The organism is Pseudomonas graminis (assembly GCF_900111735.1).
GTDB lineage: Bacteria > Pseudomonadota > Gammaproteobacteria > Pseudomonadales > Pseudomonadaceae > Aquipseudomonas > Aquipseudomonas graminis.
This window is the reverse complement of the sequence record NZ_FOHW01000057.1, coordinates 1-22,437: the sequence shown is the minus strand read 5'-3', so window position 1 is coordinate 22,437 and position 22,437 is coordinate 1. Positions and strand designations below refer to the sequence as shown.

At 58.2% G+C, this 22,437-nt stretch carries 23 protein-coding genes, 2 tRNA genes and 1 pseudogene; 20 read left to right on the top strand and 6 right to left on the bottom strand.

Annotated features, from left to right (window positions below; all coding sequences use genetic code 11):
- Nucleotides 1-234: 234 nt before the first annotated feature.
- Nucleotides 235-311 (bottom strand) — tRNA-Met (locus BMY98_RS25115).
- 236 nt (nucleotides 312-547) lie between these two features.
- On the opposite strand from BMY98_RS25115, the gene dinB reads away from it, so the two are divergent.
- On the top strand, nucleotides 548-1,606 hold the full coding sequence (gene dinB / locus BMY98_RS25110; RefSeq protein ID WP_074893292.1) for a DNA polymerase IV: 1,059 nt from the start codon (nucleotides 548-550) through the stop codon (nucleotides 1,604-1,606).
- Nucleotides 1,607-1,623: 17 nt separating this feature from the next.
- Here dinB and BMY98_RS25105 read toward each other — a convergent pair whose 3' ends face one another.
- From BMY98_RS25105 to BMY98_RS25095, 3 genes are all read right to left on the bottom strand, one after another.
- Complete coding sequence (locus BMY98_RS25105) at nucleotides 1,624-2,580, bottom strand: hypothetical protein (RefSeq protein ID WP_074893290.1); 957 nt, start codon at nucleotides 2,578-2,580, stop codon at nucleotides 1,624-1,626.
- Between the two features lie 81 nt (nucleotides 2,581-2,661).
- On the bottom strand, nucleotides 2,662-4,377 hold the full coding sequence (locus BMY98_RS25100) for a proline--tRNA ligase (RefSeq protein ID WP_074893287.1): 1,716 nt from the start codon (nucleotides 4,375-4,377) through the stop codon (nucleotides 2,662-2,664).
- A 173-nt stretch (nucleotides 4,378-4,550) separates the two neighbouring features.
- Nucleotides 4,551-5,900, bottom strand: a complete 1,350-nt coding sequence (locus BMY98_RS25095; RefSeq protein ID WP_074893285.1) for an OprD family porin — start codon at nucleotides 5,898-5,900, stop codon at nucleotides 4,551-4,553.
- Between the two features lie 986 nt (nucleotides 5,901-6,886).
- On the opposite strand from BMY98_RS25095, the gene BMY98_RS25090 reads away from it, so the two are divergent.
- Nucleotides 6,887-7,312, top strand: coding sequence for an HIT domain-containing protein (locus tag BMY98_RS25090; RefSeq protein ID WP_074893283.1), 426 nt, complete (start codon nucleotides 6,887-6,889; stop codon nucleotides 7,310-7,312).
- Between the two features lie 2 nt (nucleotides 7,313-7,314).
- Nucleotides 7,315-7,521 (top strand): SlyX family protein, encoded by a 207-nt coding sequence (locus tag BMY98_RS25085; protein ID WP_065989748.1) that lies wholly within the window; start codon nucleotides 7,315-7,317, stop codon nucleotides 7,519-7,521.
- A 76-nt stretch (nucleotides 7,522-7,597) separates the two neighbouring features.
- Here the strand turns inward: BMY98_RS25085 and BMY98_RS28225 are convergent, their stop codons facing one another.
- Together BMY98_RS28225 and BMY98_RS28220 are read right to left on the bottom strand one after the other, a co-directional pair.
- Nucleotides 7,598-7,819 (bottom strand): cold shock domain-containing protein, encoded by a 222-nt coding sequence (locus BMY98_RS28225; RefSeq protein ID WP_004667445.1) that lies wholly within the window; start codon nucleotides 7,817-7,819, stop codon nucleotides 7,598-7,600.
- A gap of 108 nt (nucleotides 7,820-7,927) precedes the next feature.
- Nucleotides 7,928-8,203: pseudogene (locus tag BMY98_RS28220) on the bottom strand (cold shock domain-containing protein membrane protein); the annotation flags it as partial.
- 423 nt (nucleotides 8,204-8,626) lie between these two features.
- On the opposite strand from BMY98_RS28220, the gene BMY98_RS25075 reads away from it, so the two are divergent.
- The 17 genes from BMY98_RS25075 to BMY98_RS24995 all read left to right on the top strand — a co-directional run bounded on the left by BMY98_RS25075 (nucleotide 8,627) and on the right by BMY98_RS24995 (nucleotide 22,381).
- Nucleotides 8,627-9,100 carry a Dps family protein gene (locus BMY98_RS25075; RefSeq protein ID WP_074893279.1) on the top strand — a complete coding sequence of 158 codons (474 nt, stop codon included), beginning with the start codon at nucleotides 8,627-8,629 and terminating at the stop codon, nucleotides 9,098-9,100.
- Between the two features lie 437 nt (nucleotides 9,101-9,537).
- Nucleotides 9,538-9,885 carry a ribbon-helix-helix domain-containing protein gene (locus BMY98_RS25070; RefSeq protein ID WP_074893277.1) on the top strand — a complete coding sequence of 116 codons (348 nt, stop codon included), beginning with the start codon at nucleotides 9,538-9,540 and terminating at the stop codon, nucleotides 9,883-9,885.
- Nucleotides 9,886-10,147: 262 nt separating this feature from the next.
- The gene (gene aspS / locus BMY98_RS25065) at nucleotides 10,148-11,923 is read left to right on the top strand and encodes an aspartate--tRNA ligase (RefSeq protein ID WP_074893276.1); all 1,776 of its coding nucleotides are present in this window, start codon (nucleotides 10,148-10,150) and stop codon (nucleotides 11,921-11,923) included.
- 137 nt (nucleotides 11,924-12,060) lie between these two features.
- Nucleotides 12,061-12,807, top strand: coding sequence for a YebC/PmpR family DNA-binding transcriptional regulator (locus BMY98_RS25060; protein WP_074893274.1), 747 nt, complete (start codon nucleotides 12,061-12,063; stop codon nucleotides 12,805-12,807).
- A 124-nt stretch (nucleotides 12,808-12,931) separates the two neighbouring features.
- Nucleotides 12,932-13,456: a crossover junction endodeoxyribonuclease RuvC gene (gene ruvC / locus BMY98_RS25055; protein ID WP_065989739.1), complete on the top strand. Its 525-nt coding sequence runs from the start codon at nucleotides 12,932-12,934 to the stop codon at nucleotides 13,454-13,456.
- 61 nt (nucleotides 13,457-13,517) lie between these two features.
- The gene (gene ruvA, locus BMY98_RS25050; RefSeq protein ID WP_074893272.1) at nucleotides 13,518-14,126 is read left to right on the top strand and encodes a Holliday junction branch migration protein RuvA; all 609 of its coding nucleotides are present in this window, start codon (nucleotides 13,518-13,520) and stop codon (nucleotides 14,124-14,126) included.
- Complete coding sequence (gene ruvB / locus BMY98_RS25045; RefSeq protein ID WP_074893270.1) at nucleotides 14,127-15,182, top strand: Holliday junction branch migration DNA helicase RuvB; 1,056 nt, start codon at nucleotides 14,127-14,129, stop codon at nucleotides 15,180-15,182. It begins immediately after the preceding gene.
- A gap of 137 nt (nucleotides 15,183-15,319) precedes the next feature.
- Nucleotides 15,320-15,790, top strand: a complete 471-nt coding sequence (gene ybgC / locus BMY98_RS25040; protein WP_074893268.1) for a tol-pal system-associated acyl-CoA thioesterase — start codon at nucleotides 15,320-15,322, stop codon at nucleotides 15,788-15,790.
- The gene (gene tolQ / locus BMY98_RS25035; protein WP_037014076.1) at nucleotides 15,780-16,475 is read left to right on the top strand and encodes a protein TolQ; all 696 of its coding nucleotides are present in this window, start codon (nucleotides 15,780-15,782) and stop codon (nucleotides 16,473-16,475) included. Before ybgC ends, tolQ begins: the two co-directional genes overlap by 11 nt.
- A gap of 14 nt (nucleotides 16,476-16,489) precedes the next feature.
- Nucleotides 16,490-16,954 (top strand): protein TolR, encoded by a 465-nt coding sequence (gene tolR / locus BMY98_RS25030; RefSeq protein WP_037014073.1) that lies wholly within the window; start codon nucleotides 16,490-16,492, stop codon nucleotides 16,952-16,954.
- Nucleotides 16,954-18,045, top strand: a complete 1,092-nt coding sequence (tolA, locus tag BMY98_RS25025; protein WP_074893266.1) for a cell envelope integrity protein TolA — start codon at nucleotides 16,954-16,956, stop codon at nucleotides 18,043-18,045. Before tolR ends, tolA begins: the two co-directional genes overlap by 1 nt.
- 17 nt (nucleotides 18,046-18,062) lie before the next feature.
- Nucleotides 18,063-19,343, top strand: coding sequence for a Tol-Pal system beta propeller repeat protein TolB (gene tolB / locus BMY98_RS25020; RefSeq protein WP_175514218.1), 1,281 nt, complete (start codon nucleotides 18,063-18,065; stop codon nucleotides 19,341-19,343).
- A 53-nt stretch (nucleotides 19,344-19,396) separates the two neighbouring features.
- The gene (pal, locus tag BMY98_RS25015; protein WP_065989719.1) at nucleotides 19,397-19,900 is read left to right on the top strand and encodes a peptidoglycan-associated lipoprotein Pal; all 504 of its coding nucleotides are present in this window, start codon (nucleotides 19,397-19,399) and stop codon (nucleotides 19,898-19,900) included.
- A 6-nt stretch (nucleotides 19,901-19,906) separates the two neighbouring features.
- Complete coding sequence (gene ybgF, locus BMY98_RS25010; protein WP_074893264.1) at nucleotides 19,907-20,725, top strand: tol-pal system protein YbgF; 819 nt, start codon at nucleotides 19,907-19,909, stop codon at nucleotides 20,723-20,725.
- A gap of 179 nt (nucleotides 20,726-20,904) precedes the next feature.
- Complete coding sequence (gene queE / locus BMY98_RS25005; RefSeq protein ID WP_074893262.1) at nucleotides 20,905-21,552, top strand: 7-carboxy-7-deazaguanine synthase QueE; 648 nt, start codon at nucleotides 20,905-20,907, stop codon at nucleotides 21,550-21,552.
- 15 nt (nucleotides 21,553-21,567) lie between these two features.
- Nucleotides 21,568-22,242: a 7-cyano-7-deazaguanine synthase QueC gene (gene queC, locus BMY98_RS25000; RefSeq protein WP_175514217.1), complete on the top strand. Its 675-nt coding sequence runs from the start codon at nucleotides 21,568-21,570 to the stop codon at nucleotides 22,240-22,242.
- 63 nt (nucleotides 22,243-22,305) lie between these two features.
- Nucleotides 22,306-22,381: transfer RNA gene (locus tag BMY98_RS24995), tRNA-Lys, on the top strand.
- Nucleotides 22,382-22,437: the final 56 nt, after the last annotated feature.

Below are 22,437 nucleotides of genomic sequence, written 5' to 3'. Positions count from 1 at the left end.
GTGTCAACCTTTAATGCCAGGCATCGGCAAAATAACTGCTTCTGGAGCGTTGGCGTACCTAAGTGGCGGTCGGACAAGGCTTTTATCGCAATCCGCGCATAAGGGCAGGTCGCCATCATCCATGGAGCCTGTTTCATTTATATGAAGAGGTGAGGGGGAATAACGGTGAGGGCGGGCTTGCTCAAACAGCGGCCACAAAAAAGGCCACTCTTTCGAGTAGCCTTTTTTGATGTTTGGTTGCGGGAGCCGGATTTGAACCGACGACCTTCGGGTTATGAGCCCGACGAGCTACCAGACTGCTCCATCCCGCGTCTGTGTGGCGGCATTCTACAGAGGATCGACAGGCTGTCAAGCAATCGGCAGAAAAAATTGCTTTTTCTTCAAGCGGTTAGCGTGATGCGTAGGGCCAATAGCTGCAGCGCGCCTCGTTTCAGGGGCGTTTCAGTCAGGTTTGGGGGCGCACGTTCTTTAGGGAGCAAGGCTTATTCAGTGTCAGAAAGTCCCGTGAATGAGATACTGCGCGACCGTTTTCCTACGACCCCGTGTGATGCCGCAGCGCAAAATCATCCATATCGACTGTGATTGCTTCTACGCCGCTATTGAGATGCGCGACGACCCGCGTCTGGCCGGCAAGCCGCTCGCAGTCGGCGGGTCGGCAGAACGGCGCGGTGTGATCGCCACCTGCAACTATGAAGCCCGGGCCTACGGCATCCGCTCTGCGATGTCATCCCGGCATGCGCTGACACTGTGCCCGGACCTCACCATCGTCAAACCAAGAATGGATGCCTATAAAGAAGCATCGAAAGAGATCCAGACGATCTTCCGCGACTACACCGACCTGATCGAGCCGCTGTCGCTGGATGAGGCTTACCTGGATGTGACGGAATGCGAGCACTTTGCCGGCAGCGCGACGCGCATCGCTCAGGACATTCGCCGGCGGGTCTCCAATCAGTTGCACATCACTGTTTCCGCCGGGGTTGCCCCGAACAAGTTTCTGGCCAAGATCGCCAGCGACTGGAAAAAGCCAAACGGGCTGTTCGTCATCACGCCTGATCAGATCGAAGACTTTGTCTCCCAGTTGCCGGTGTCAAAATTGCACGGTGTCGGCAAAGTCACTGCCGACAAGCTAGGCCGACTCGGCATCGTCACCTGCACCGACCTGCGCGGCTGGAGCAAGCTGTCGCTGGTGCGGGAATTTGGTTCATTCGGCGAGCGGTTGTGGAACCTGGCCCATGGTGTGGATGAGCGGCCCGTGCAGAACGACAATCGACGCCAGTCTGTCAGTGTCGAAAACACCTATGACGCTGATCTGCCGGATCTCGCCAGTTGCCTATTGATGCTGCCGGCATTGCTGGACACGTTGAATGACCGCATCGCGCGGATCGACAGCCTCTACCGCCCCGGCAAGCCCTTCGTGAAGGTCAAGTTCCACGACTTCACCCAGACAACGCTGGAACAGGCGGGGGCAGGGAGGGACCTGGGCAGTTACGAGCAACTGCTGACCCAGGCGTTCGCACGCGGTGGCAAGCCGGTGCGACTGCTGGGAATAGGCGTGCGGCTGCATGATCTCCGGGCCGCCCATGAGCAGCTGGAATTGTTCAGCTGAGGCCAGTTAAGGCCTGGCTATTCACTGCCTGGCGGCACGGCGACCAGTCGACCGGCGTCTTTCGCCAGTGAACGAAGGAATTCGTGCTGCAGCTGCGGATCGTTGCGGGTCAGCTCGATCAGTGACTGTTCCAGCTCACTGGCTTCCTCTTCAAGGCCCAGCTCGGACAGGCGCTTGACGCGATGCACCCACTGGCTGACTTCGTCATCTTCCAGATCGTCGTAGATCAGGTCGTGGGCCTCAATCAGCTTGCCGCGCAGTGACTTGCTCAAAGGCAGCGTGGCGATTGCCTGAACGTTGCTCTGGTCATCCTGCACTTTGATGTTCAGCTGCGTGACATAGCTGAGGTTCTGCTCGGCGAACGGGCTGTCCAGCAGGTTTACGCGCAGCACGCCGTTACGGTCCGTCGTCATCTCGTGGGCTTCTTTGCCTGCGGTGACTTCGACCGGCGCTTCGCTCCAGGGCAGGTTCGAATGCTCGATGCGATGGTCGCGCTGAACCTCGTCGATACCGGCCAGGTTTTGCTGGGCACGACCGTGGGAGGGTGCGTTCATGAACGGGTTGACGCCCGCGACGCCGTACGTGAGCCAGTCTTTGGTGACGCTGTCGGGCAGGCTGCCGAACGTCAGCACATTGACCACGTTGGCGCCGATGCCCGCGACGATGGCCACGGCGCCCAGGGGGATTTCATAGACTTCCCGCCACGGCTGGTAAGGCGTGTACCGGTCGTAGTGCCGGGTGACTTCGAATTCGGTGATGTCGAAGGTTTTCAGCTCGTGGATGCGTATCCGGCGCTGGGGCAATTCCAGCGTCTTGGGCTCGCCCAGGTCGACCTGAAAACTGTGGTCGAGTAATTTGCGCTCGACACGTTCTTCATGCTCGCTGCGTTGAGACAGATGGTTGGCGCAGCCGCCGAGTAACAGGCTGGTGGACAACACAGCGCCTGCGAGGCGTGAGGGATTTCGCTTGAACATGAGATCTCTAGGTGCAGGTAAGGCGCATCGCAGAGGCGTGGCGGATAAGCGCGCCTGCACAATCGCAGGCGCGCCGTCCGGTCAGCGCTTGATCCGGTCCTTGATGAAAGACAACACATCGGCAACAGGCAGGGCCTGGGCTTCGGCTTGGGTGCGGCTCTTGTATTCGAGGTTCCCTTCGGCAAGGCCGCGGTCACTGACCACGATGCGGTGCGGAATGCCGATCAGTTCCATGTCGGCGAACTTGATCCCAGGACTGGTCTTCTTGTCGCGGTCATCCAGCAACACTTCGAAGCCTGCAGCAGTCAGTTCGGCGTACAGCTTGTCGCTTGCCTCTTTGACGGCATCGGTTTCGTAACGCAGCGGCACGAGGGCGATCTGGAAAGGTGCGAGTGCGTCGCTCCAGATGATGCCGTTCGCGTCGTTGTTCTGCTCGATCGCGGCAGCCACGACACGCGACACACCAATCCCGTAGCAGCCCATGGTCAGCGTGACGGGCTTGCCGTTCTCGCCCAGGACCTGGCACTTCATCGCTTCGCTGTACTTGGTGCCCAGCTGGAAGATGTGCCCGACTTCGATGCCGCGCTTGATGATCACGTTGCCCTGACCATCGGGGCTCGGGTCGCCGGCGACGACGTTGCGCAGATCCGCGACGGTCGGAACCGGCAGGTCGCGCTCCCAGTTGACGCCGAAGTAGTGCTTGTCATCGATGTTCGCGCCAATGCCGAAGTCGCTCATCAGCTCTACCGAGCGGTCGATGATGCACGGCAGCGGCAGATTCAGCGGGCCGAGAGAGCCCGCGCCGGCGCCAATGGCGTCACGCAGTTCGGCTTCGGAGGCCATGACCAGCGGGCTGGCGACCTGCTCCAGATTGGACGCCTTGATTTCGTTGAGCTCGTGATCGCCACGGATGATCAGCGCAATCAGTTTGCCTTCTTCAGCGGCATGGACAACCAGCGTCTTGACGGTCTTTTCGATCGGCAGATTGAATTGCTCGACCAACGCCGCGATGGTCTTGGCGTCAGGGGTGTCGACCAGACGCAGTTCTTCAGTCGGGGCAGGGCGGCTGGCCTCGCGCGGCATGGCTTCGGCTTTTTCGATGTTCGCGGCGTAGTCGGAGGTGTCGCTGAACACGATGTCGTCTTCGCCGGACTCGGCGAGTACGTGGAACTCATGAGAGCCCGCACCACCAATGGAACCGTTGTCAGCCACTACCGGGCGGAAGTTCAGGCCCAGGCGGGTGAACACGTTGCAGTACGCCTGATGCATACGGTCGTAGGTTTCCTGAAGGGAATCCTGGGTCGCATGGAAGGAGTAGGCGTCCTTCATGATGAATTCGCGGCCGCGCATCAAGCCGAAGCGCGGACGGATTTCGTCACGGAATTTGGTCTGGATCTGGTACATGTTGATCGGCAGCTGTTTATAGCTGTTGAGTTCGTTGCGAGCCAGATCGGTGATGACTTCTTCGTGGGTCGGGCCCGCGCAGAACTCACGGTCGTGGCGGTCTTTCAGGCGCAATAGCTCAGGACCGTACTGTTCCCAGCGCCCAGACTCCTGCCAGAGCTCCGCCGGCTGAATGCCCGGCATCAACACTTCCAGCGCGCCAGCTGCGTTCATCTCTTCACGAACCACCGCTTCGACCTTGCGCAATACCCGCAGGCCCATGGGGAGCCAGGTGTAGAGACCGGAGGCAAGTTTGCGAATCATGCCGGCACGAAGCATCAGCTGATGGCTGATCACGACCGCATCGGATGGCGTTTCTTTCTGTGTGGCGAGCAAATATTGACTGGTACGCATGGTCGGCCGTTGTCGGTTGCGGTGACTGGGAAATGACCCGGCATTGTACGGCGGTGATATCGATGAGTACAGGCCGGGCGGGCGCCGCGAGGGGAGGGATTTTCAACCGAGCGCCCATGAAAAAGCCCGGCGCGAGGGCCGGGCTTTTCGGTAACGAGTGTCAGACAGTGCGATTACAGGACCGAAATCGGGTAGTCGACGATCAGACGGAACTCGTTGATATCGCCTTCGCCTTCGTCGGCATTGGCACGGTGCCATGCTTGACGAATACGGAACGACAGGTCTTTGGCCGGGCCAGTTTGAACAACGTACTTGGCCTCGACGTTGGTCTCGTGGTGGCTGCCGTCAGCGCCGTAGAGCGGCGAGAAGCTGCCATCCTGGTTACGGGTGTGGTACGCGGTGTTACTTGGCGTATTTGTGCCGTCGATGTTGGTACCGCTGACGTAGCGAGCCATAAGGCTCAGGCCAGGTACGCCGTAAGTAGCAAGGTTCAGGTCGTAACGAGCTTGCCAGGATTTTTCACCCGGGGCGTTGAAGTCAGAGTACTGGATCGAGTTCGCGAGGAAGATCGAGTCGCCACCGCGGTTGTTGTCGCCGATACCGATGTAGTCGAACGGTGTATCACCGTTAACTTTCTGGAATGCCAGGGTCAGGGTATGAGCGGCCAGGAACGAGTAGGCTGCCGACAGGGAGTAAGCGTTGTTGTTGATGTCGCCTGCTCTCTTGCTGCCAGTGTCCTGAGTATTGTAGTAGTTGAAGTCGAACGCCAGAGCCTGGTCGTCGGTCAACGGCAGTGCGTAGTTCACGTTGCCGTAGTACTGATTCCAGACGTCTTCCAGTTTGTTGTAGTAGAAACCAACGCCCAGGTTGTCAGTGATCGAGTACTTGCCGCCGCCGTAGGTAGCGGACTTGGAGGTCACGCCAGCGTAAGTAGCCCAGATATCGCCGTTGTGGGTCATATCGTCTTGGCTGGTGCCCGAAGTGAAGCGACCGGCTTCTACGTCAAGACCTTTGATCTCGCTGCTCTGCAAGGTCACGCCAGTTGCGGTTTGTGGCAACAGTCGAGAACCGCCGACTGCGAAAACCGGGTTCTGCGGCTGCATGTCACCGATTTTCAATTCGGTCTTGGAGACGCGGAATTTAACAGCGCCACCGGCCTTGCCGAAGCTGTCTTCGTTTTTGCCATCGCTGTCAGTTACGAGGTTGCCGGAACCCGAGTAGTGGTTCTCGCCATCCAGCTTGAAGCCGGCGTACCCGAACGCATCGATACCTACACCGATCAGACCTTGAGTGTATCCAGAGCTGAAGTTACCCCAGAAACCTTGGGTCCAGTCTTTCGAGTCCACGCCGCCATTTTTACGGTCACGGTTGAAATAGTAGTTACGAGCCTTAAGATCCAGCTTGCTCCCCTCTACAAAACCAGTTGCTTCGGACTGATCGCTTACGAATGCCGCAGCCGATGCCAATTGGGTGCTGGCTGCAGTAACGGCCAGTGCGATTGCGCTCCACTTCATCACTCTCATCGTGACTTTGCTCCTTTGGTTTTTAAGAAGAGTACTGCCGTCCACCTGTTTTTTTATCTGGCCGGCTTCTTTCTTTTTGGTGTCGGCGAAATCTACAACACGCTGACATTATTGGCGATAGTGAAGAACCTACCGTTGCAGTTTCTTTACGGCCTTGTCGCCGTCTGCGCTGTCCGTGTCGCTCCTGAACAGCTCCTGACGCTTAAAACTGTGCCACTACCGGGTCATTGTTAGGGCTGGGCTCAGTTACACCCTCATCGAATCCAGCCACCCCGGTTGCCTTTTACAATCGCGTTGCATCCCTTCAGTCTCCGCCCGTCTCTCGACGCGTTTGGCTTCAAGCTTGTGTGTGACAAAGCAACAACCGTGCACAAAATTTCGACGAACATGAAAAAAATGTCGAAAGTGAGGTAAAAGCATTCGAAGTTGGCTGCAAGCTATTGAATCAAAAGAGTAAAAATATTTTAGATAGCCTGCTTTGCAACTGCGATTTTCTTGAGAATAGCGCGCAGAAGTGTCACTGACGTTACCTGTTACCTATCGGGAGTGGGTAAATCGCGGATAGCTGTCACATATTCGCCCCTCATCTGAGTCTTTTTGGTGCGTCATTCAGCCAAATTGCCTGCCTTTGGTTCTTTCAGACTGGATTCGGCCGGTTGTTGGGCATGGTGCCCCTGGCGCCAATGGCGGAAGTTAGCCCTAAGGCCCGGATTCAAAGGGTTTACACGGAATCAGATAGCTGATTTCCAGTCACCTGCGCTCGCCTTGAGCTGCATCATCAAAGTGCGCTGCGGTTTTTTTCGCGCGTTCCTGGTGCAAGGTGGGTGTGTGCTGCGTACCGATCAACAGCAGATCCACAAAATGCCCTGAACGGCGCTGCCGGATGATTCATTCGGAATACGCGAGTATCCTCCCGCCACTCAGGGCCTGGTTGTCCGGTCCGGCGGCCGGCTCGATGAATGAAATAGGCGATCAGGAGTATTTACGTGTTTGTTCTAGATCCGCGCTTGCTGCAAGACACACTGCCGATTGGCGATTTCCCGCTGTGCACGCTGCTGCTGTCCAATGATTCCAGTTACCCATGGTTCATCCTGGTGCCAAAGCGTGCGGACATCAGTGAAGTGTTCCAACTGTCCGAACCGGAGCAGGCCCAGCTGTGGAGAGAAACCACCTACCTTTCGGCCGTTCTTGATCGTACGTTTCAGGCCGACAAGATGAACGTTGCCGCGTTGGGTAATGTGGTCAACCAGCTGCACATGCACGTCATTGTTCGCCGTGTCGGTGATGCGGCCTGGCCAGCCCCGGTGTGGGGCAAGCATCCCGCCAAGCCTTATTCGCCGGATGAGGTTGCCCGGATCACCTCGCAACTGAAGTCCGAACTGACCGAAGCATTCACCTTTAAGGAGGACTGACCATGGAGCTCGAATCCCGTGTCATGGAGCTGGAAAGTCGACTGGCCTTTCAGGACGATACGATTCAGGCCCTCAATGACGTGTTGGTCGCCCAGCAGCGCAGTCTTGACCGCCTGGAATTACAGATTGCCGCCCTGATCAAGCGTCAGGAGGAAATGGGCGGGCAGGGCGACGGCTTCGCTGAAGACTCGCGTCCCCCTCACTATTAAGGGAAAGGGCGCCAAGGGCAGGAATTTCAGCCAAAAAAAACCGCGCCTGTGAGCGCGGTTTTTTTATGAGGCGACGTTAACGGCGCGGGAGCGCAGCGATGACGTCTTCCGCTTGCAGGCCTTTGTCGCGGTTCATCACCGAAAACTCGACACGCTGGCCTTCGACCAGAACGCGGTGGCCTTCGCCGCGAATGGCGCGAAAGTGCACGAAGATATCATCGCCCGAATCACGGGAAATGAATCCGAAGCCTTTGGAGGTGTTGAACCACTTTACCGTGCCTGTATCGCGGTTTCCCAAGTCCTGGGATTGTGCCGCGGGCGCGGGAGAGGAACGGTAAAAGCTGACCGCCAGGTGCAATGCCACGGCAATCACGACGGCGAGCAGACTGACCAGAACGGCCGGTTGGCCGGCGATGGTTTCAAGTGGTACGACCAGGGTGAGGATCTGAAGCACGACGGCCAGCACGAGCAAGCCGCTGACCAGGTTTTGCAGTTGATGACGTGGACCTTTGTTCCAGTAAGGAATCACTGGCGCGAACACCAGGTTGATGAGGCCGAAGAGCGCCAGGTACAGCGCATCCGGTTGGGACAGGTAAGAAGACAGCGCTTCACTACGCAGGCTGGGGATGAAAGACAGCAGCAGGGCAGCTGCGCCCGTTAGCAGGTGGACTATTTTCAACATTTCGATGACTCACATTAAGATGGATCACAAGGAAATAGCGGGTGACCTTCGGTACGCTTCGGGAAAAAAAGGAGGCGTGATGCACGAGTGTCGGTCCCGCCTATGCACTGTCGCCGGACGGCACTTTGGCGGCAGCGCGACTGTATTTAACAGCAAAGCCGAGAGCTACTCAAATCAAGCGCTTAGCGCCCGCACAGGCGGGTGATTGTCATCGTGTGTCAGTTTTTTATGATTCCTGTCAAAAGCTCGTTCCAGAGCGGCCTGCATAAACAAACCGTCGAGCCGATCGTTGCTATTAAAGGAAGCAGGTCTGACTTCGGCGTAGTGGCCGAACTAATCCCGACAGATGGCTGCGGAGGGCCGATGGTCTTGGTAGAGTGGTCAGCAGTCGTTTGAAAAAACCATCATAGAAGAGGGCTGAACATGGCAATCGATATCGGCATCAGCGAAGAAGACCGCAAGTCCATCGTGGACGGTCTTTCCCGCCTGCTGGCAGACACCTACGTGTTGTATCTGAAAACCCATAACTTTCACTGGAACGTGACTGGCCCGGCTTTTCGTACGCTGCACCTGATGTTTGAAGAGCAATACAACGAGCTGGCGCTGGCGGTTGATCAAATCGCCGAGCGTATCCGCGCACTGGGCTTCCCGGCGCCGGGCACCTATTCGACCTATGCACGTTTGTCGTCGATCAAGGAAGAAGAGGGCGTACCCGCAGCCGAGGACATGATCCGTTCGCTGGTTCAGGGTCAGGAAGCGGTCACGCGCACGGCCCGTGGTATTTTCCCGTTGCTGGACAAAGTGAGCGACGAACCAACGGCGGACTTGCTGACCCAACGCATGCAAGTGCATGAGAAAACGGCCTGGATGCTGCGCTCGATGCTGGAAGCCCAGTAATCAGAAGCTCGGTAATCAACAACTGATCAACGAAACACCGGCGCGGGCAAAGTAACGAGTGCCCGCTCCGCACTGCTGTCACCCCGTCGCGCACGAGAGTCCCCTCCTGATTCACATTCAGTGCCGAATCCTTCAGCTCATAACGCTCATCTGTAAACCTCATTCGCTCTCTTTTTCCAGCTCGCGCTGACTTCGGCGATCGGCTGAGCCAAAAGAAATAAATCAGCAAAAAATACATATCTAACACCCCGAGCGGGATAGGGTCTGGGCCTTTTGCTGGCTCTCGAAAATCACCCCTGCAGCGTGGCGATCTCCTACAGGTTCAGAGTGCTCCTTCTGCTGGTTGCGCCCTTTGGAATACGGCTTGATAGACACCTCTTTTCAACTGATTGCGAAGGTGCCGATGCCATATCCGTGATCGCAACGAGGGGACTTGCATGAACCTGACTACTGCCCGAGAGGGATGGGAACCGACCCAGTGTCTGAACGCCCGGGGCGACCCGTTTATCGAAAATTTCAACATGAGCCTGGCCCAGCCACACTCCAGATCCGTAAGGCTCAATGGGCTGGCCACGTGCCTGCGACTTGAGGAGGTGTACTGGAATATTCTGTCCGAAATGGCGCGATTCAATGATTGCTCCATCAATGCAGTGCTGTCTTACGTCGATCGCGAGGTCCACTTGCGTTACGGCGGCGTCAAGAACTTCAGCGGCCTGATCCGCGTCGTGTGCGTGGCGCACGTATTGAGTGCCGAGGGCCTGCGCCTGACGCCGTCCCCGACCTGACCTGATTCCAGCGGGCCCGTTGCGACGGGCCTGCATTCGCCGGCGGCAATGCGACATCCACACCGCGCGCCGACATCTTCTTGCCCGGTATCGGGCTGCGCGGCTGCACAGCGATGATTATCCCTATATAATCCCCCGCCTTACTGTGGAAGGCAGGAACTGGCCGTCAGGTCGGACTGCATGCCAAAGCTTGCGCACCCTCGCACCGGCGACGGGCGAAAGCTCCATCGAATTCCGAATTACGAGAAGTGAACACACGATCATGATGCGCAGCCATTATTGCGGCCAACTGAACGAGAGCCTGGAAGGTCAGGAAATTACCCTTTGCGGATGGGTCCATCGCCGTCGCGACCACGGGGGGGTGATTTTCCTCGACATTCGCGATCGTGAAGGCCTGGCCCAGGTGGTTTTCGATCCGGATCGTGCTGACACCTTCGCTATCGCCGACCGTGTTCGCAGCGAATACGTGGTCAAGCTGACCGGCAAGGTGCGCGCGCGTCCTGCCGGCGCGGTCAACCCGAACATGGCGTCGGGCGCGATCGAAGTGCTGGGCTACGAGCTCGAAGTGCTCAACGAGTCGGAAACCCCGCCGTTCCCGCTCAACGAATACTCCGACGTCGGCGAAGAAACGCGCCTGCGTTATCGCTTCATTGATCTGCGTCGTCCTGAGATGGCGGAAAAACTGCGTCTGCGCTCGCGCATCACCTCCAGCATCCGCGGCTTCCTGGATGGCAACGGCTTCCTCGATGTCGAGACGCCGATCCTCACCCGCGCCACACCGGAAGGCGCCCGCGACTATCTGGTTCCAAGCCGTACCCACCCGGGCAGCTTCTTCGCCCTGCCGCAATCGCCTCAGCTGTTCAAACAGCTGCTGATGGTTGCCGGTTTCGACCGTTACTACCAGATCGCCAAGTGCTTCCGCGACGAAGACCTGCGTGCCGATCGTCAGCCTGAGTTCACTCAGATCGACATCGAGACCAGCTTCCTCAACGAAGCCGACATCATGGGCATCACCGAGACCATGATCCGCAAGCTCTTCAAGGAAGTGCTGGATGTGGAGTTCGATGACTTCCCGCACATGACCTTCGAAGAAGCCATGCGCCGCTATGGTTCCGACAAGCCAGACTTGCGTAACCCGCTGGAACTCGTCGACGTTGCCGATCAGCTTCAGGCAGTCGACTTCAAGGTGTTCAGCGGTCCTGCGAACGATCCGAAGTGCCGTGTCACGGCGCTGCGCGTTCCTGGCGGCGCAAGCATGCCGCGCAGCAAGATCGACGAATACACCAAGTTCGTCGGCATCTACGGCGCCAAAGGTCTGGCCTACATCAAGGTCAACGAGCGCGCCAAGGGCGTGGAAGGCTTGCAGTCGCCGATCGTCAAGAACATTCCGGAAGCCAACCTCAACGTGATCCTTGATCGCGTGGGTGCAGTGGATGGCGACATCGTGTTCTTCGGCGCAGACAAATTCAAAATCGTCAGCGAAGCACTGGGCGCTCTGCGCATCAAACTGGGCCACGACCTGAGCCTGCTGACCTGCGAGTGGGCCCCTATGTGGGTCGTCGACTTCCCGATGTTCGAAGAAAACGACGACGGCAGCTTCTCCGCGCTGCATCACCCGTTCACTGCGCCGAAATGCACGCCTGAAGAGCTCGAAGCCAACCCGGCCACCGCGCTGTCCCGCGCCTACGACATGGTGCTGAACGGCACTGAGCTGGGCGGCGGTTCGATCCGTATCCATCGCAAGGAAATGCAGCAGGCTGTGTTCCGTCTGTTGGGTATTTCCGAAGACGAACAGCAAGAGAAGTTCGGCTTCCTGCTCGACGCACTGAAGTACGGCGCGCCGCCTCACGGTGGTCTGGCGTTCGGTCTGGATCGTCTGGTCATGCTGATGACTGGCGCTCAGTCCATTCGTGAAGTCATTGCCTTCCCGAAAACCCAGAGTGCTGCTGACGTGATGACTCAGGCGCCGGGCGTGGTTGATGCCAAGGCACTGCGCGAGTTGCACATCCGCCTGCGTGAAACGCCGAAGGCCGAGTAAGCCGTGTAGACAAGGGCTCGGCGGACCGATTCTTGGTCCGCCCTGATCCCCGCCCATACCGGGCACAGATTCGAGTGAAGCGTCTGCGTTTGAGCGATCAAACGCGGGCGTGCGTGTTTCAAGGTTTGGAGCGTGTTATGGCTGGTCATTCCAAGTGGGCGAACATCAAGCACCGCAAAGAGCGTCAGGATGCCAAGAAAGGCAAGATCTTCACCAAGTGGATCCGCGAGCTGACCGTCGCTGCCCGTCAGGGCGGTGGTGATCCTGCGTCGAACCCGCGCTTGCGTCTTGCGCAAGACAAGGCCCTTGGCGCAAACATGAGCCGCGACATCATCGACCGCGCCATCGCTCGCGGTGCCGGCGCCGCCGATGCCGATGACATGGTCGAACTGGGTTATGAAGGCTACGGCCCCGGCGGCGTTGCGGTCATGGTCGAAACCATGACTGATAACCGCAACCGCACCGCAGCTGCCGTGCGCCATGCGTTCAGCAAGTGCGGTGGTAATCTGGGGACTGACGGTTCGGTGTCGTATCTGTTCGAACGCAAGGGGCAGATATCCTTTGCACCGGGCGTTGATGAGGACGCGCTGATCGAAGCTGCAATGGAAGCCGACGCCGACGACGTGGTCAGCCACGAAGACGGCTCCATTGACGTGTTCACCTCGTTCTCCGGTTTTTACGCCGTGCGCAACGCGCTGGAAGCCGCTGGTTTTTCGCCCGCCGACGCGGAAATCGTGATGCAGCCGACCACCAGTGCGGTGCTCGATCTGGACATGGCGGAAAAGGTTCTCAAGCTGATCGATATGCTGGAAGACCTGGACGACGTGCAGAACGTCTATTCCAACGCGGAAATCCCGGACGAGGTACTGGAGCAGCTCGGCTGATCGTTTGTCCCCTCGGAATTGAGGCCGGAGCGCACGAAGCGTTGATGATCAACGCTATCGGCCTCCGGCTTCTGCCTTTATGCTGCGCCCAATTGTTCGCGTTACCTCTCAAGCTGCAGGCGTTATGACTCTTATTTTAGGTATCGACCCCGGTTCACGAATTACCGGCTTTGGCGTGGTGCGTGATACCGGGCGTGGCTGCGAGTACGTGGCCTCGGGCTGCATTCGCACGGGCACAGGCTTGCTCCATGAACGGCTGCAGATTGTTTACCGCGGCGTGCGCGAAGTCATTCAGACGTACGGTCCGGTGACGATGGGCATTGAAAAGGTGTTCATGGCGCGCAACCCGGATTCGGCGTTGAAGCTGGGTCAGGCCCGCGGTGCCGCTATCGTTGCGGGCGCCGAAGAGGGGCTGGAGATCGCCGAGTACACCGCGACTCAGGTCAAGCAGGCGGTTGCCGGAACAGGCGGCGCCAACAAGGATCAGGTGATGATGATGGTGATGCATCTGCTCAAGCTGACTACCAAGCCTCAGGTGGATGCCTCGGATGCATTGGCAATTGCGATGTGTCACGCACATACCCGATCCAGCCTCATCCCTCACGGCCTCAATACCGCGCGCAGTCGTGGCGGTCGTCTGCGGCTCTGATGGCACTATTTGCGTTAGCACGGCCCGTCGCAGCGACGGGCATCTGGAAAGGATTTGATTCGTGATTGGACGTCTACGCGGTACGTTGGTCGAGAAGCAGCCGCCGCATCTGGTACTGGATGTCAACGGCGTGGGTTACGAAGTCGAAGTGCCCATGACCACGCTGTATCGCCTGCCTCATCTGGGCGAAACCGTGACGCTGCATATCCATCTGGTGGTCCGCGAGGACGCGCACCTGCTGTTCGGGTTCTACGAGAAGCGTGACCGCGAGATGTTTCGCGAGCTGATTCGCCTGAACGGGGTAGGGCCGAAACTGGCGCTTGCCCTGATGTCGACGCTGGAAGTCGACGAGTTGGTACGCTGTGTCCAGGCACAGGATACCTCCGCGCTGACCCGCGTCCCTGGCGTTGGCAAGAAGACCGCCGAGCGTCTGTTGGTTGAATTGAAGGATCGCTTCAAGGCGTGGGATTCACTGCCAGGTACCTTCGCCCTGGTATCGGACGGGCCGGGCGCGCCCATTGCCGTGGCGACAGCCGAGTCGGATGCGGTCAGCGCCTTGATTTCCCTGGGCTACAAACCCCAGGAAGCGAGCAAGGCAGTGACCGCGATCAAGGACAAGAATCTCAGCAGCGAAGACCTCATTCGCCGCGCACTGAAGGGGATGCTGTAAGTGATAGATGCCGACCGTCTGATCGCCGCCACCGGGCGTGACCGTGACGAGCAGCTGGACCGTGCGATCCGGCCGCTGAGCCTGGCCGACTACATCGGCCAGCCCACCGTACGTGAGCAGATGGAGCTGTTCATCCAGGCGGCGCGCGGGCGCAGTGAAGCGCTGGATCACACGCTGATCTTCGGTCCGCCGGGTCTGGGTAAAACCACACTGGCGCATATCATCGCCCAGGAAATGGGCGTGTCGATCAAGAGCACCTCGGGGCCCGTGCTCGAACGGCCGGGTGATCTTGCGGCCATTCTCACCAATCTTGAGCCGCACGACGTGCTGTTCATCGATGAAATCCACCGCCTGTCCCCCATTGTCGAGGAAGTCCTGTACCCGGCAATGGAAGATTTCCAGCTCGACATCATGATCGGTGAAGGCCCTGCGGCGCGCTCCATCAAGCTTGATCTGCCGCCGTTCACCTTAGTGGGTGCGACCACCCGCGCGGGTATGCTGACCAATCCGCTGCGTGACCGTTTCGGTATCGTGCAGCGTCTTGAGTTCTACAGCACTGCGGATCTGGCAACCATCGTGTCGCGCTCGGCGAAAATTCTCGGGCTGTACATCGAGGACGAAGGCGCATTCGAGATTGCCCGCCGTGCACGGGGTACGCCACGGATCGCCAACCGGTTGCTGCGTCGGGTGCGTGATTTCGCCGAGGTCCGCGCCAAGGGCGAGATTACCAAGGCGATTGCGGACCTCGCGCTGAACCTCCTGGACGTCGATGAGCGCGGTTTCGATCATCAGGACCGGCGCCTGCTGCTGACGATGATCGAGAAGTTCGATGGCGGGCCGGTCGGGGTCGATAACCTCGCGGCGGCGATCAGCGAAGAACGACACACAATTGAAGACGTGCTCGAGCCCTATTTGATCCAGCAAGGCTATATGATGCGCACACCTCGCGGCCGCATGGTCACGCGGCATGCGTATCTGCACTTCGGCCTGAACATCCCCTCGCGGATGGGCGACCGGGCGGTGCTGGATGAACCGGTCGAAGACCCTGATGAATAAATGCACAATCGACCGATTTATTCGGGTGATTGAGGGTCTGAAGGGCAGTCACCGCTAAGTGATGTGACGCAGGCAGTAAAAACGATGAAAAACAGTTGCCTGGCCGGATTGGCAACCTGAGGAGTAAGCACTAGAGTATGCGCGCGCAAAACGGGGCTCAGTCGTTCGCACATCGTTGTCGCGTTTATTACGAAGACACCGATGCCGGCGGCATCGTTTACTACGTCAATTACCTGAAATTCATGGAGCGGGCTCGGACCGAGCGACTGCGGGAACTGGGCTTTGCCCAATCCGCAATGGCGGGTATCGAGAACCTGTTGTTCGTCGTGCATTCAAGCGAGGCTCGGTATCACAAGCCCGCGCGGCTGGACGACGAACTGCTGATCAGCGCCGAAGTAATCGAATTGAACCGCGCCAGCCTGCGCTTCCAGCAACAGGTCAGGCGGGCTGCGGACGATGTGCTGCTCTGCGAAGGGCAGTTTTTGGTGGCGTGTGTGCGCGCCGACAGTTTGAAACCCCGGGCCATTCCCGAAGCTCTGCGCACGGCCTTTGCCGGGCAGGGCGGCGCGGGTACACATTCAGAGCAGGAGATACAGCGTGGAAGCTAACGTCGTCGACCATTCCTCCATGTGGAGTTTGGTCAGCAATGCCAGCGTGGTTGTGCAGTTGGTGATGCTGATCCTGGTGGCCGCCTCGGTCACCTCGTGGATCATGATTTTTCAGCGCAGCGCCATGCTGCGCGCCGGTCGTCGGGCATTGGACAGCTTCGAGGAGCGCTTCTGGTCAGGTATCGACCTGTCCAAGCTCTACCGTCAGGCCGGCAGCAATCCGGACCCGGACTCCGGCGTAGAGCAGATCTTCCGCGCGGGCTTCAAGGAATTTTCCCGTCTGCGTCAGCAGGCGGGTGTTGATCCGGACGCGGTCATGGAAGGTGTTGCACGTGCGATGCGCGTTGCCATCTCCCGTGAAGAAGAAAAGCTCGAGCAGAGCCTGCCGTTCCTGGCAACCGTGGGTTCCACCAGCCCGTACATCGGTCTGTTCGGTACCGTGTGGGGGATCATGAACTCCTTCCGCGGCCTGGCCACTGCGCAGCAAGCCACCCTGGCAACCGTTGCACCGGGTATCGCCGAAGCGCTGATCGCCACCGCCATCGGCCTGTTCGCCGCGATTCCTGCGGTCATCGCTTACAACCGTTTCGCCGCTCGTGGCGAGAACCTGATCGGTCGTTACTACACATTCGCCGACGAGTTCCAGGCGATCCTGCACCGTAAAGTGCACACCAGCGAAGAATAAGCAGGTATTTCCCAATGGCTTTAATCGCTCGCGGCCGACGCAACAAGCGCAAGCCGGTCGCCGAAATGAACGTGGTGCCGTACATCGACGTGATGCTGGTGCTGCTGGTCATCTTCATGGTGACGGCTCCGATGATCAACCAGGGCGTGAAAGTTGATCTGCCCAAGGTCTCCAGCGAGGCTTTGCCGCAGGACAACAACAATCAGGTCCTGACGATCTCGATCAAGGCTGACAAGACCTACTACTGGAACCTTGGCAGCGAAGTCGACACCGACAAGCAAATGGACAAGGCGATGACCTTGCCGCAACTGACCAGCGCAGTGACCAAAATCATTGCCGCCGGTCGTGACGCGGGCAAGCAGACTCAAGTGTTCATCCGTGGCGACAAGACGGTCGACTACGGCGCCGTCATGGGCACGATGGGCGGGTTGCAGAAGGCCGGGGTCGGGAACGTTGGTTTGATTACCGAGGCCCCCTGATGCAGCCGATTCGAGAGCCGTCCGCCTCGGAAAGCTACTTCTGGCCGTCCGTCTGGGCGGTGGGACTGCACGTCCTGATTTTTGGTTTGTTGTTCGTCAGCTTCGCAATGACGCCCGAGCTTCCTGAAGCCAGGCCGATCGTTCAGGCCACGCTCTATCAGTTGAAATCAAAAAGTCAGGCAACCACCCAGACCAACCAGAAGCTGGCCGGTGAGGCGAAGAAATCCGCTGCGCGACAAACCGAAGTCGAGCAGATGGAGCAGAAAAAAGTTGAGCAAGAGGCCGTGAAGGCGGCGGAACAAAAGAAAGCCGATAGCGCTCAAAAAGCCGAAGAGCAAAAGGCCGAGGAAGCCAAGAAAGCTGACGACGCCAAAAAAGCCGATGACGCTAAAAAAGCTGCGGACGACGCCAAGAAGGCCGAAGCGAAAAAAACGGATGACGCGAAGAAAACCGCTGAAGAGAAACAATTGGCTGATATAGCCAAGAAGAAAGCCGAAGACGACGCGAAGAAGAAAGCCGAGGAAGACGCCAAGCGCGCGGCCGCCGAGGAAGCCAAGAAACAGGCTGCCGAGGACGCCAAGAAGCAGGCTGCAGACGACGCCAAGAAAAAGGCTGCCGAAGACGCGAAGAAGAAAGCGGCTGAGGATGCCAAGAAGAAGGCGACCGAGGACGCGAAGAAGAAGGCACAGGACGCTGCTCGCAAATCAGCGGAAGACAAGAAGGCGCAAGCACTGGCCGACCTGCTTTCCGACAAGCCGGAACGCCAACAGGCGCTGGCCGATGAGCGTGGCGACGAAGTGGCCGGCAGCTTCGATGACTTGATTCGCTCTCGGGCGGCTGAAGGCTGGGCACGTCCACCTTCTGCGCGCAAGGGCATGACGGTTGTCTTGCAGATCAACATGTTGCCGGACGGCACCCTGACTTCGGTCAACGTGAGCAAGTCCAGCGGCGATGGTCCTTTCGACAGTTCAGCAGTAGCGGCGGTCAAGAATATTGGTCGTTTGACAGAGATGCAGGGGATGAAGCCTTCGGACTTCGCACCTTACCGTTCATTCAAGATGACATTCACACCTGAGGACCTAGCCTTGTGATTAACCTTCTTCGAGGAATGCTTGTCGTTCTGTGTTGCGCAGCGGGTTTCGCCGCTGCCGACGAAAAGAACATTCTGGTAACAAGCGGCAGTGACCGGGCCACGCCTATCGCGGTCGTGCCGTTCGGCTTGCAGGGCGGCAGCGTGCTGCCGGAAGACATGGCCAAGATCATTGGCAACGACCTGCAGAACTCGGGCTACTACTCGCCGATTCCAAAGGAAAACATGATCAGCCAGCCGAGCCAGGCCAGCGAAGTCATATTCCGTGACTGGAAAGCGCTGGGTGCCCAGTACGTCATGGTTGGCAGCATCGTTCCTTCGGGCGGTCGCCTTCAGGTTCAGTACGCGCTGTTCAACGTAGCCACAGAACAACAGGTTCTGACCGGCAACGTTTCGGGCACCACCGACCAGCTGCGTGACATGTCGCACTACATTGCCGACCAGTCGTTCGAAAAGCTGACCGGCATCAAGGGCGCGTTTTCGACCCGCATGCTGTACGTGACGGCTGAACGTTTCTCGACTGACAACACGCGCTACACCCTGCAGCGTTCGGACTACGACGGCGCCCGCGCGGTGACGTTGCTGCAATCCCGCGAGCCGATCCTGTCGCCTCGCTTTGCGCCGGACGGCAAGCGTATTGCCTATGTGTCGTTTGAACAGAAGCGCCCACGCATCTTCGTTCAGCACATCGACACCGGTCGTCGCGAGCAGATCACCAACTTCGAAGGCCTGAACGGCGCGCCTGCGTGGTCACCGGACGGCACTAAGCTGGCCATGGTCTTGTCGAAAGATGGCAACCCGGAAATCTATGTGATGAATCTGGCGTCGCGTCAATTGTCGCGAGTGACCAACGATTCTTCCATTGATACAGAACCGTTCTTCGGTAAAGACGGCTCCACGCTTTATTTCACGTCTGACCGCGGCGGCAAGCCACAAATCTATAAAACCAACATTAATGGCGGAGGGGCAGAGCGCGTTACTTTCATCGGTAACTACAATGCCAATCCTAAGTTATCGGCGGATGAAAAGACTCTGGTGATGATCCATCGTCAAGATGGCTTCACTAACTTCAAGGTGGCGGCTCAGGATTTGCAGCGCGGTAGCGTAAAAATCCTCACAGACAGCAACCTTGATGAGTCGCCTACTGTTGCGCCTAACGGCACCATGGTAATCTACGCCACCCGCCAGCAGGGCCGGGGAGTCTTGATGCTCGTGTCCATTAATGGACGCGTAAGGCTCCCGCTTCCTACCGCTCAAGGCGAAGTCAGAGAACCTTCCTGGTCCCCTTACCTGAACTGACGCGGCGCTTTACGTTGTACTTAACACACTTGGGGTTCATTAGGAGTTTTACGATGGAAATGCTGAAGTTTGGTAAATTTGCTGCGCTGGCTCTGGCCATGGCTGTAGCTGTAGGTTGCTCGTCCAAAGGCGGCGACAATGCCGGTGCTGGCGGCGCTGCTGTAGATCCTAACGCTGGTTACGGCGCTAACTCTGGCGCTGTTGATGGCAGCCTGAGCGAAGAAGCTGCTCTGCGCGCTATCACTACTTTCTACTTCGAATACGACAGTTCTGACCTGAAACCAGAAGCCATGCGCGCTCTGGACGTTCACGCCAAAGACCTGAAAGCCAACGGCGCTCGCGTAGTTCTGGAAGGCAACACCGACGAACGCGGTACTCGCGAATACAACCTGGCACTGGGCGAGCGTCGTGCGAAAGCCGTTCAACGCTACCTGGTTCTGCAAGGCGTTTCGCCAGCTCAGCTGGAACTCGTTTCCTACGGTGAAGAGCGTCCAGTTGCTACCGGTAACGACGAGCAATCGTGGGCTCAAAACCGTCGCGTCGAACTGCGTAAGTAATTTGACATGCGAACGTGCCGACGTGCTTTAACCGTTTTGGCTCTCACCCTTCCTCTTGCAGCGATGGGTGCGGTTCCTGTGGTCGATGACAACTCTGGCTCTGCTGGTAGCAGTTATCCGCCATCGGGTTATGGTACGTCTGGCGCCTACGCCGGAGGTGCGGCTACGGCCGCGCCTTCGGCGCAAGGTCAGCTGTTCATGCAATTGCAGCAAATGCAGGACGAAATTTCGCGCTTGCGCGGAATAGTGGAAGTCCAGCAGAACGATATCCAGCAGATGAAGCAAGAAGCGCTGGATCGCTACAAAGATCTCGACTCTCGTATCGGACCTGGCGGCGCATCTGCCCCATCAGCTGCCAACAATTCTGCTTCCGACGGCGGCACTAGCGCTGGCGGAGCACCCGCGTCACAAGCCTCTCAAGCGCCCCAGGCGAGCAGCGAGCCTGGTGACCCAGCGAAAGAAAAGCTCTACTACGACGCTGCTTTCGACTTGATCAAAGCTAAGGATTTCGACAAGGCCAGTCAGGCGTTTGCGGCATTCCTGCGCAAATACCCGAACAGCCAGTACGCGGGCAATGCCCAGTACTGGTTGGGCGAAGTGAATCTGGCCAAAGGCGACCTTCAAGGTGCCGGTCAGGCCTTTGCAAAGGTCAGTCAGCTCTACCCAAAGCACGCCAAAGTGCCTGACTCCCTTTACAAGCTGGCGGACGTCGAACGTCGTCTGGGTCACACCGACAAAGTGAAGGGCATCCTTCAGCAAGTCGTTGCTCAGTATCCAGGCACCTCAGCCGCTCAGCTGGCTCAGCGGGACCTCCAGCGTCTCTGATTGCTACTCGATCTGACCGCTGATTCAAGAAAGCCGCGCATTGCGCGGCTTTCTTCGTTAGAATTCCGCCCCCGAAATTCCGGTATTGATTACGCTTCTGTGGATTCTGCGTGTGCAGGGTGCACAGAAGTGCCTGACGGAGGCGGATGGCCTGTTTAGCCGTTACGCCCGTGGCCCCTATGCAAGACACATTACGCATCACCGAAGTTTTCTACTCTCTACAGGGTGAAACACGAACCGCAGGCTTGCCTACGGTTTTCGTGCGTCTCACCGGCTGCCCTTTGCGTTGCGGTTATTGCGACAGCGAATATGCCTTCACTGGCGGAACGATCCAGACCCTCGACTCATTGATGGAGCAGGTTGCCAGCTACCGTCCGCGATATGTTTGCGTTACGGGGGGCGAGCCCCTGGCTCAGCCGAACGTCATTCCTTTGCTTCAGCGGCTGTGTGACGCGGGCTACGAGGTTTCTCTAGAGACCAGCGGCGCGCTGGACATCTCGAAAGTCGATCCCCGTGTGAGCCGCGTCGTCGACCTGAAAACCCCTGGTTCGAAAGAAGTGGCGCGCAATCGATACGAAAATATCGAGCTGCTCACGCCTAACGACCAGATCAAATTCGTCATTTGTTCGCGTGAAGATTACGACTGGGCCGTCTCGAAGATAATTCAGTACGGTCTGGACCGGCGCGCCGGCGAAGTTCTGTTTTCCCCTGTCCACCGCGATCTCAACGTCAGAGACCTGGCTGACTGGATCGTTGCCGACAACCTCCCGGTGCGTCTGCAGTTGCAGCTGCATAAAATCCTCTGGAACGACGAGCCGGGGCGCTGAATGAGTGAGCAATCGATGACTGAGAAAAGAGCAGTAATCCTGCTGTCCGGCGGGCTGGATTCGGCCACCGTGGTGGCGATGGCCAAGGCTGATGGCTTCAGCTGTTACACCATGAGCTTTGACTACGGGCAACGGCATCGCGCCGAGTTGCAGGCGGCGGAGCGTGTGGCGGCAGACATGGGTGTGGTCGAGCACAAGGTGATCGGCCTTAACCTCAACGGCATCGGCGGGTCTGCGCTGACTGACAGCAGCATCGCTGTACCTGAGACGCAGGGCGAAGGCATTCCGGTGACCTACGTGCCGGCGCGCAATACCGTTTTTCTCTCTCTCGCGCTGGGCTGGGCTGAAGTGCTCGGTGCCCGGGACATCTTCATCGGCGTCAACGCGGTGGATTACTCTGGCTACCCGGATTGCCGTCCGGAATTCGTCGAGTCGTTCGAGCGCATGGCCAATCTCGCCACCAAGGCTGGCGTTGAAGGGCAGGGCTTCACGATACAGGCGCCGCTGCAGATGCTGAGCAAGGCCGATATTGTCAAAGCCGGTACGCGTCTGGGTGTGGATTACGGGTTGACGGTTTCCTGCTATCAGGCCGACGAGCAGGGGCGTGCGTGCGGAAAATGCGACAGCTGCCGCTTGCGCGCTGAGGGCTTCGCGGCGGCGGGTGTGACGGACCCGACGCGTTATTTTTAAATTATTTTCGCTTGGGTGTTGAATTACTGTGAAATATCAGTAATATACGCGCCACAACGAAGCGGGTCGTTAGCTCAGTTGGTAGAGCAGTTGGCTTTTAACCAATTGGTCGTAGGTTCGAATCCCACACGACCCACCATTTCGAAAATCTGGAAGGCCCATGAAAATGCGGATTTCCAGATTTTTTTTTGCCTG

Bases quoted from the DNA above. Each gene is read 5' to 3' on its own strand.
- dinB (WP_074893292.1), top strand. From the start codon at position 548: ATGCCGCAGCGCAAAATCATCCATATCGACTGTGATTGCTTCTACGCC.
- BMY98_RS25105 (WP_074893290.1), bottom strand. From the start codon at position 2,580: ATGTTCAAGCGAAATCCCTCACGCCTCGCAGGCGCTGTGTTGTCCACC.
- BMY98_RS25100 (WP_074893287.1), bottom strand. From the start codon at position 4,377: ATGCGTACCAGTCAATATTTGCTCGCCACACAGAAAGAAACGCCATCC.
- BMY98_RS25095 (WP_074893285.1), bottom strand. From the start codon at position 5,900: ATGAGAGTGATGAAGTGGAGCGCAATCGCACTGGCCGTTACTGCAGCC.
- BMY98_RS25085 (WP_065989748.1), top strand. From the start codon at position 7,315: ATGGAGCTCGAATCCCGTGTCATGGAGCTGGAAAGTCGACTGGCCTTT.
- BMY98_RS25075 (WP_074893279.1), top strand. From the start codon at position 8,627: ATGGCAATCGATATCGGCATCAGCGAAGAAGACCGCAAGTCCATCGTG.
- BMY98_RS25070 (WP_074893277.1), top strand. From the start codon at position 9,538: ATGAACCTGACTACTGCCCGAGAGGGATGGGAACCGACCCAGTGTCTG.
- aspS (WP_074893276.1), top strand. From the start codon at position 10,148: ATGATGCGCAGCCATTATTGCGGCCAACTGAACGAGAGCCTGGAAGGT.
- BMY98_RS25060 (WP_074893274.1), top strand. From the start codon at position 12,061: ATGGCTGGTCATTCCAAGTGGGCGAACATCAAGCACCGCAAAGAGCGT.
- ruvC (WP_065989739.1), top strand. From the start codon at position 12,932: ATGACTCTTATTTTAGGTATCGACCCCGGTTCACGAATTACCGGCTTT.
- ybgC (WP_074893268.1), top strand. From the start codon at position 15,320: ATGCGCGCGCAAAACGGGGCTCAGTCGTTCGCACATCGTTGTCGCGTT.
- tolR (WP_037014073.1), top strand. From the start codon at position 16,490: ATGGCTTTAATCGCTCGCGGCCGACGCAACAAGCGCAAGCCGGTCGCC.
- tolA (WP_074893266.1), top strand. From the start codon at position 16,954: ATGCAGCCGATTCGAGAGCCGTCCGCCTCGGAAAGCTACTTCTGGCCG.
- tolB (WP_175514218.1), top strand. From the start codon at position 18,063: ATGCTTGTCGTTCTGTGTTGCGCAGCGGGTTTCGCCGCTGCCGACGAA.
- pal (WP_065989719.1), top strand. From the start codon at position 19,397: ATGGAAATGCTGAAGTTTGGTAAATTTGCTGCGCTGGCTCTGGCCATG.
- ybgF (WP_074893264.1), top strand. From the start codon at position 19,907: ATGCGAACGTGCCGACGTGCTTTAACCGTTTTGGCTCTCACCCTTCCT.
- queE (WP_074893262.1), top strand. From the start codon at position 20,905: ATGCAAGACACATTACGCATCACCGAAGTTTTCTACTCTCTACAGGGT.
- queC (WP_175514217.1), top strand. From the start codon at position 21,568: ATGACTGAGAAAAGAGCAGTAATCCTGCTGTCCGGCGGGCTGGATTCG.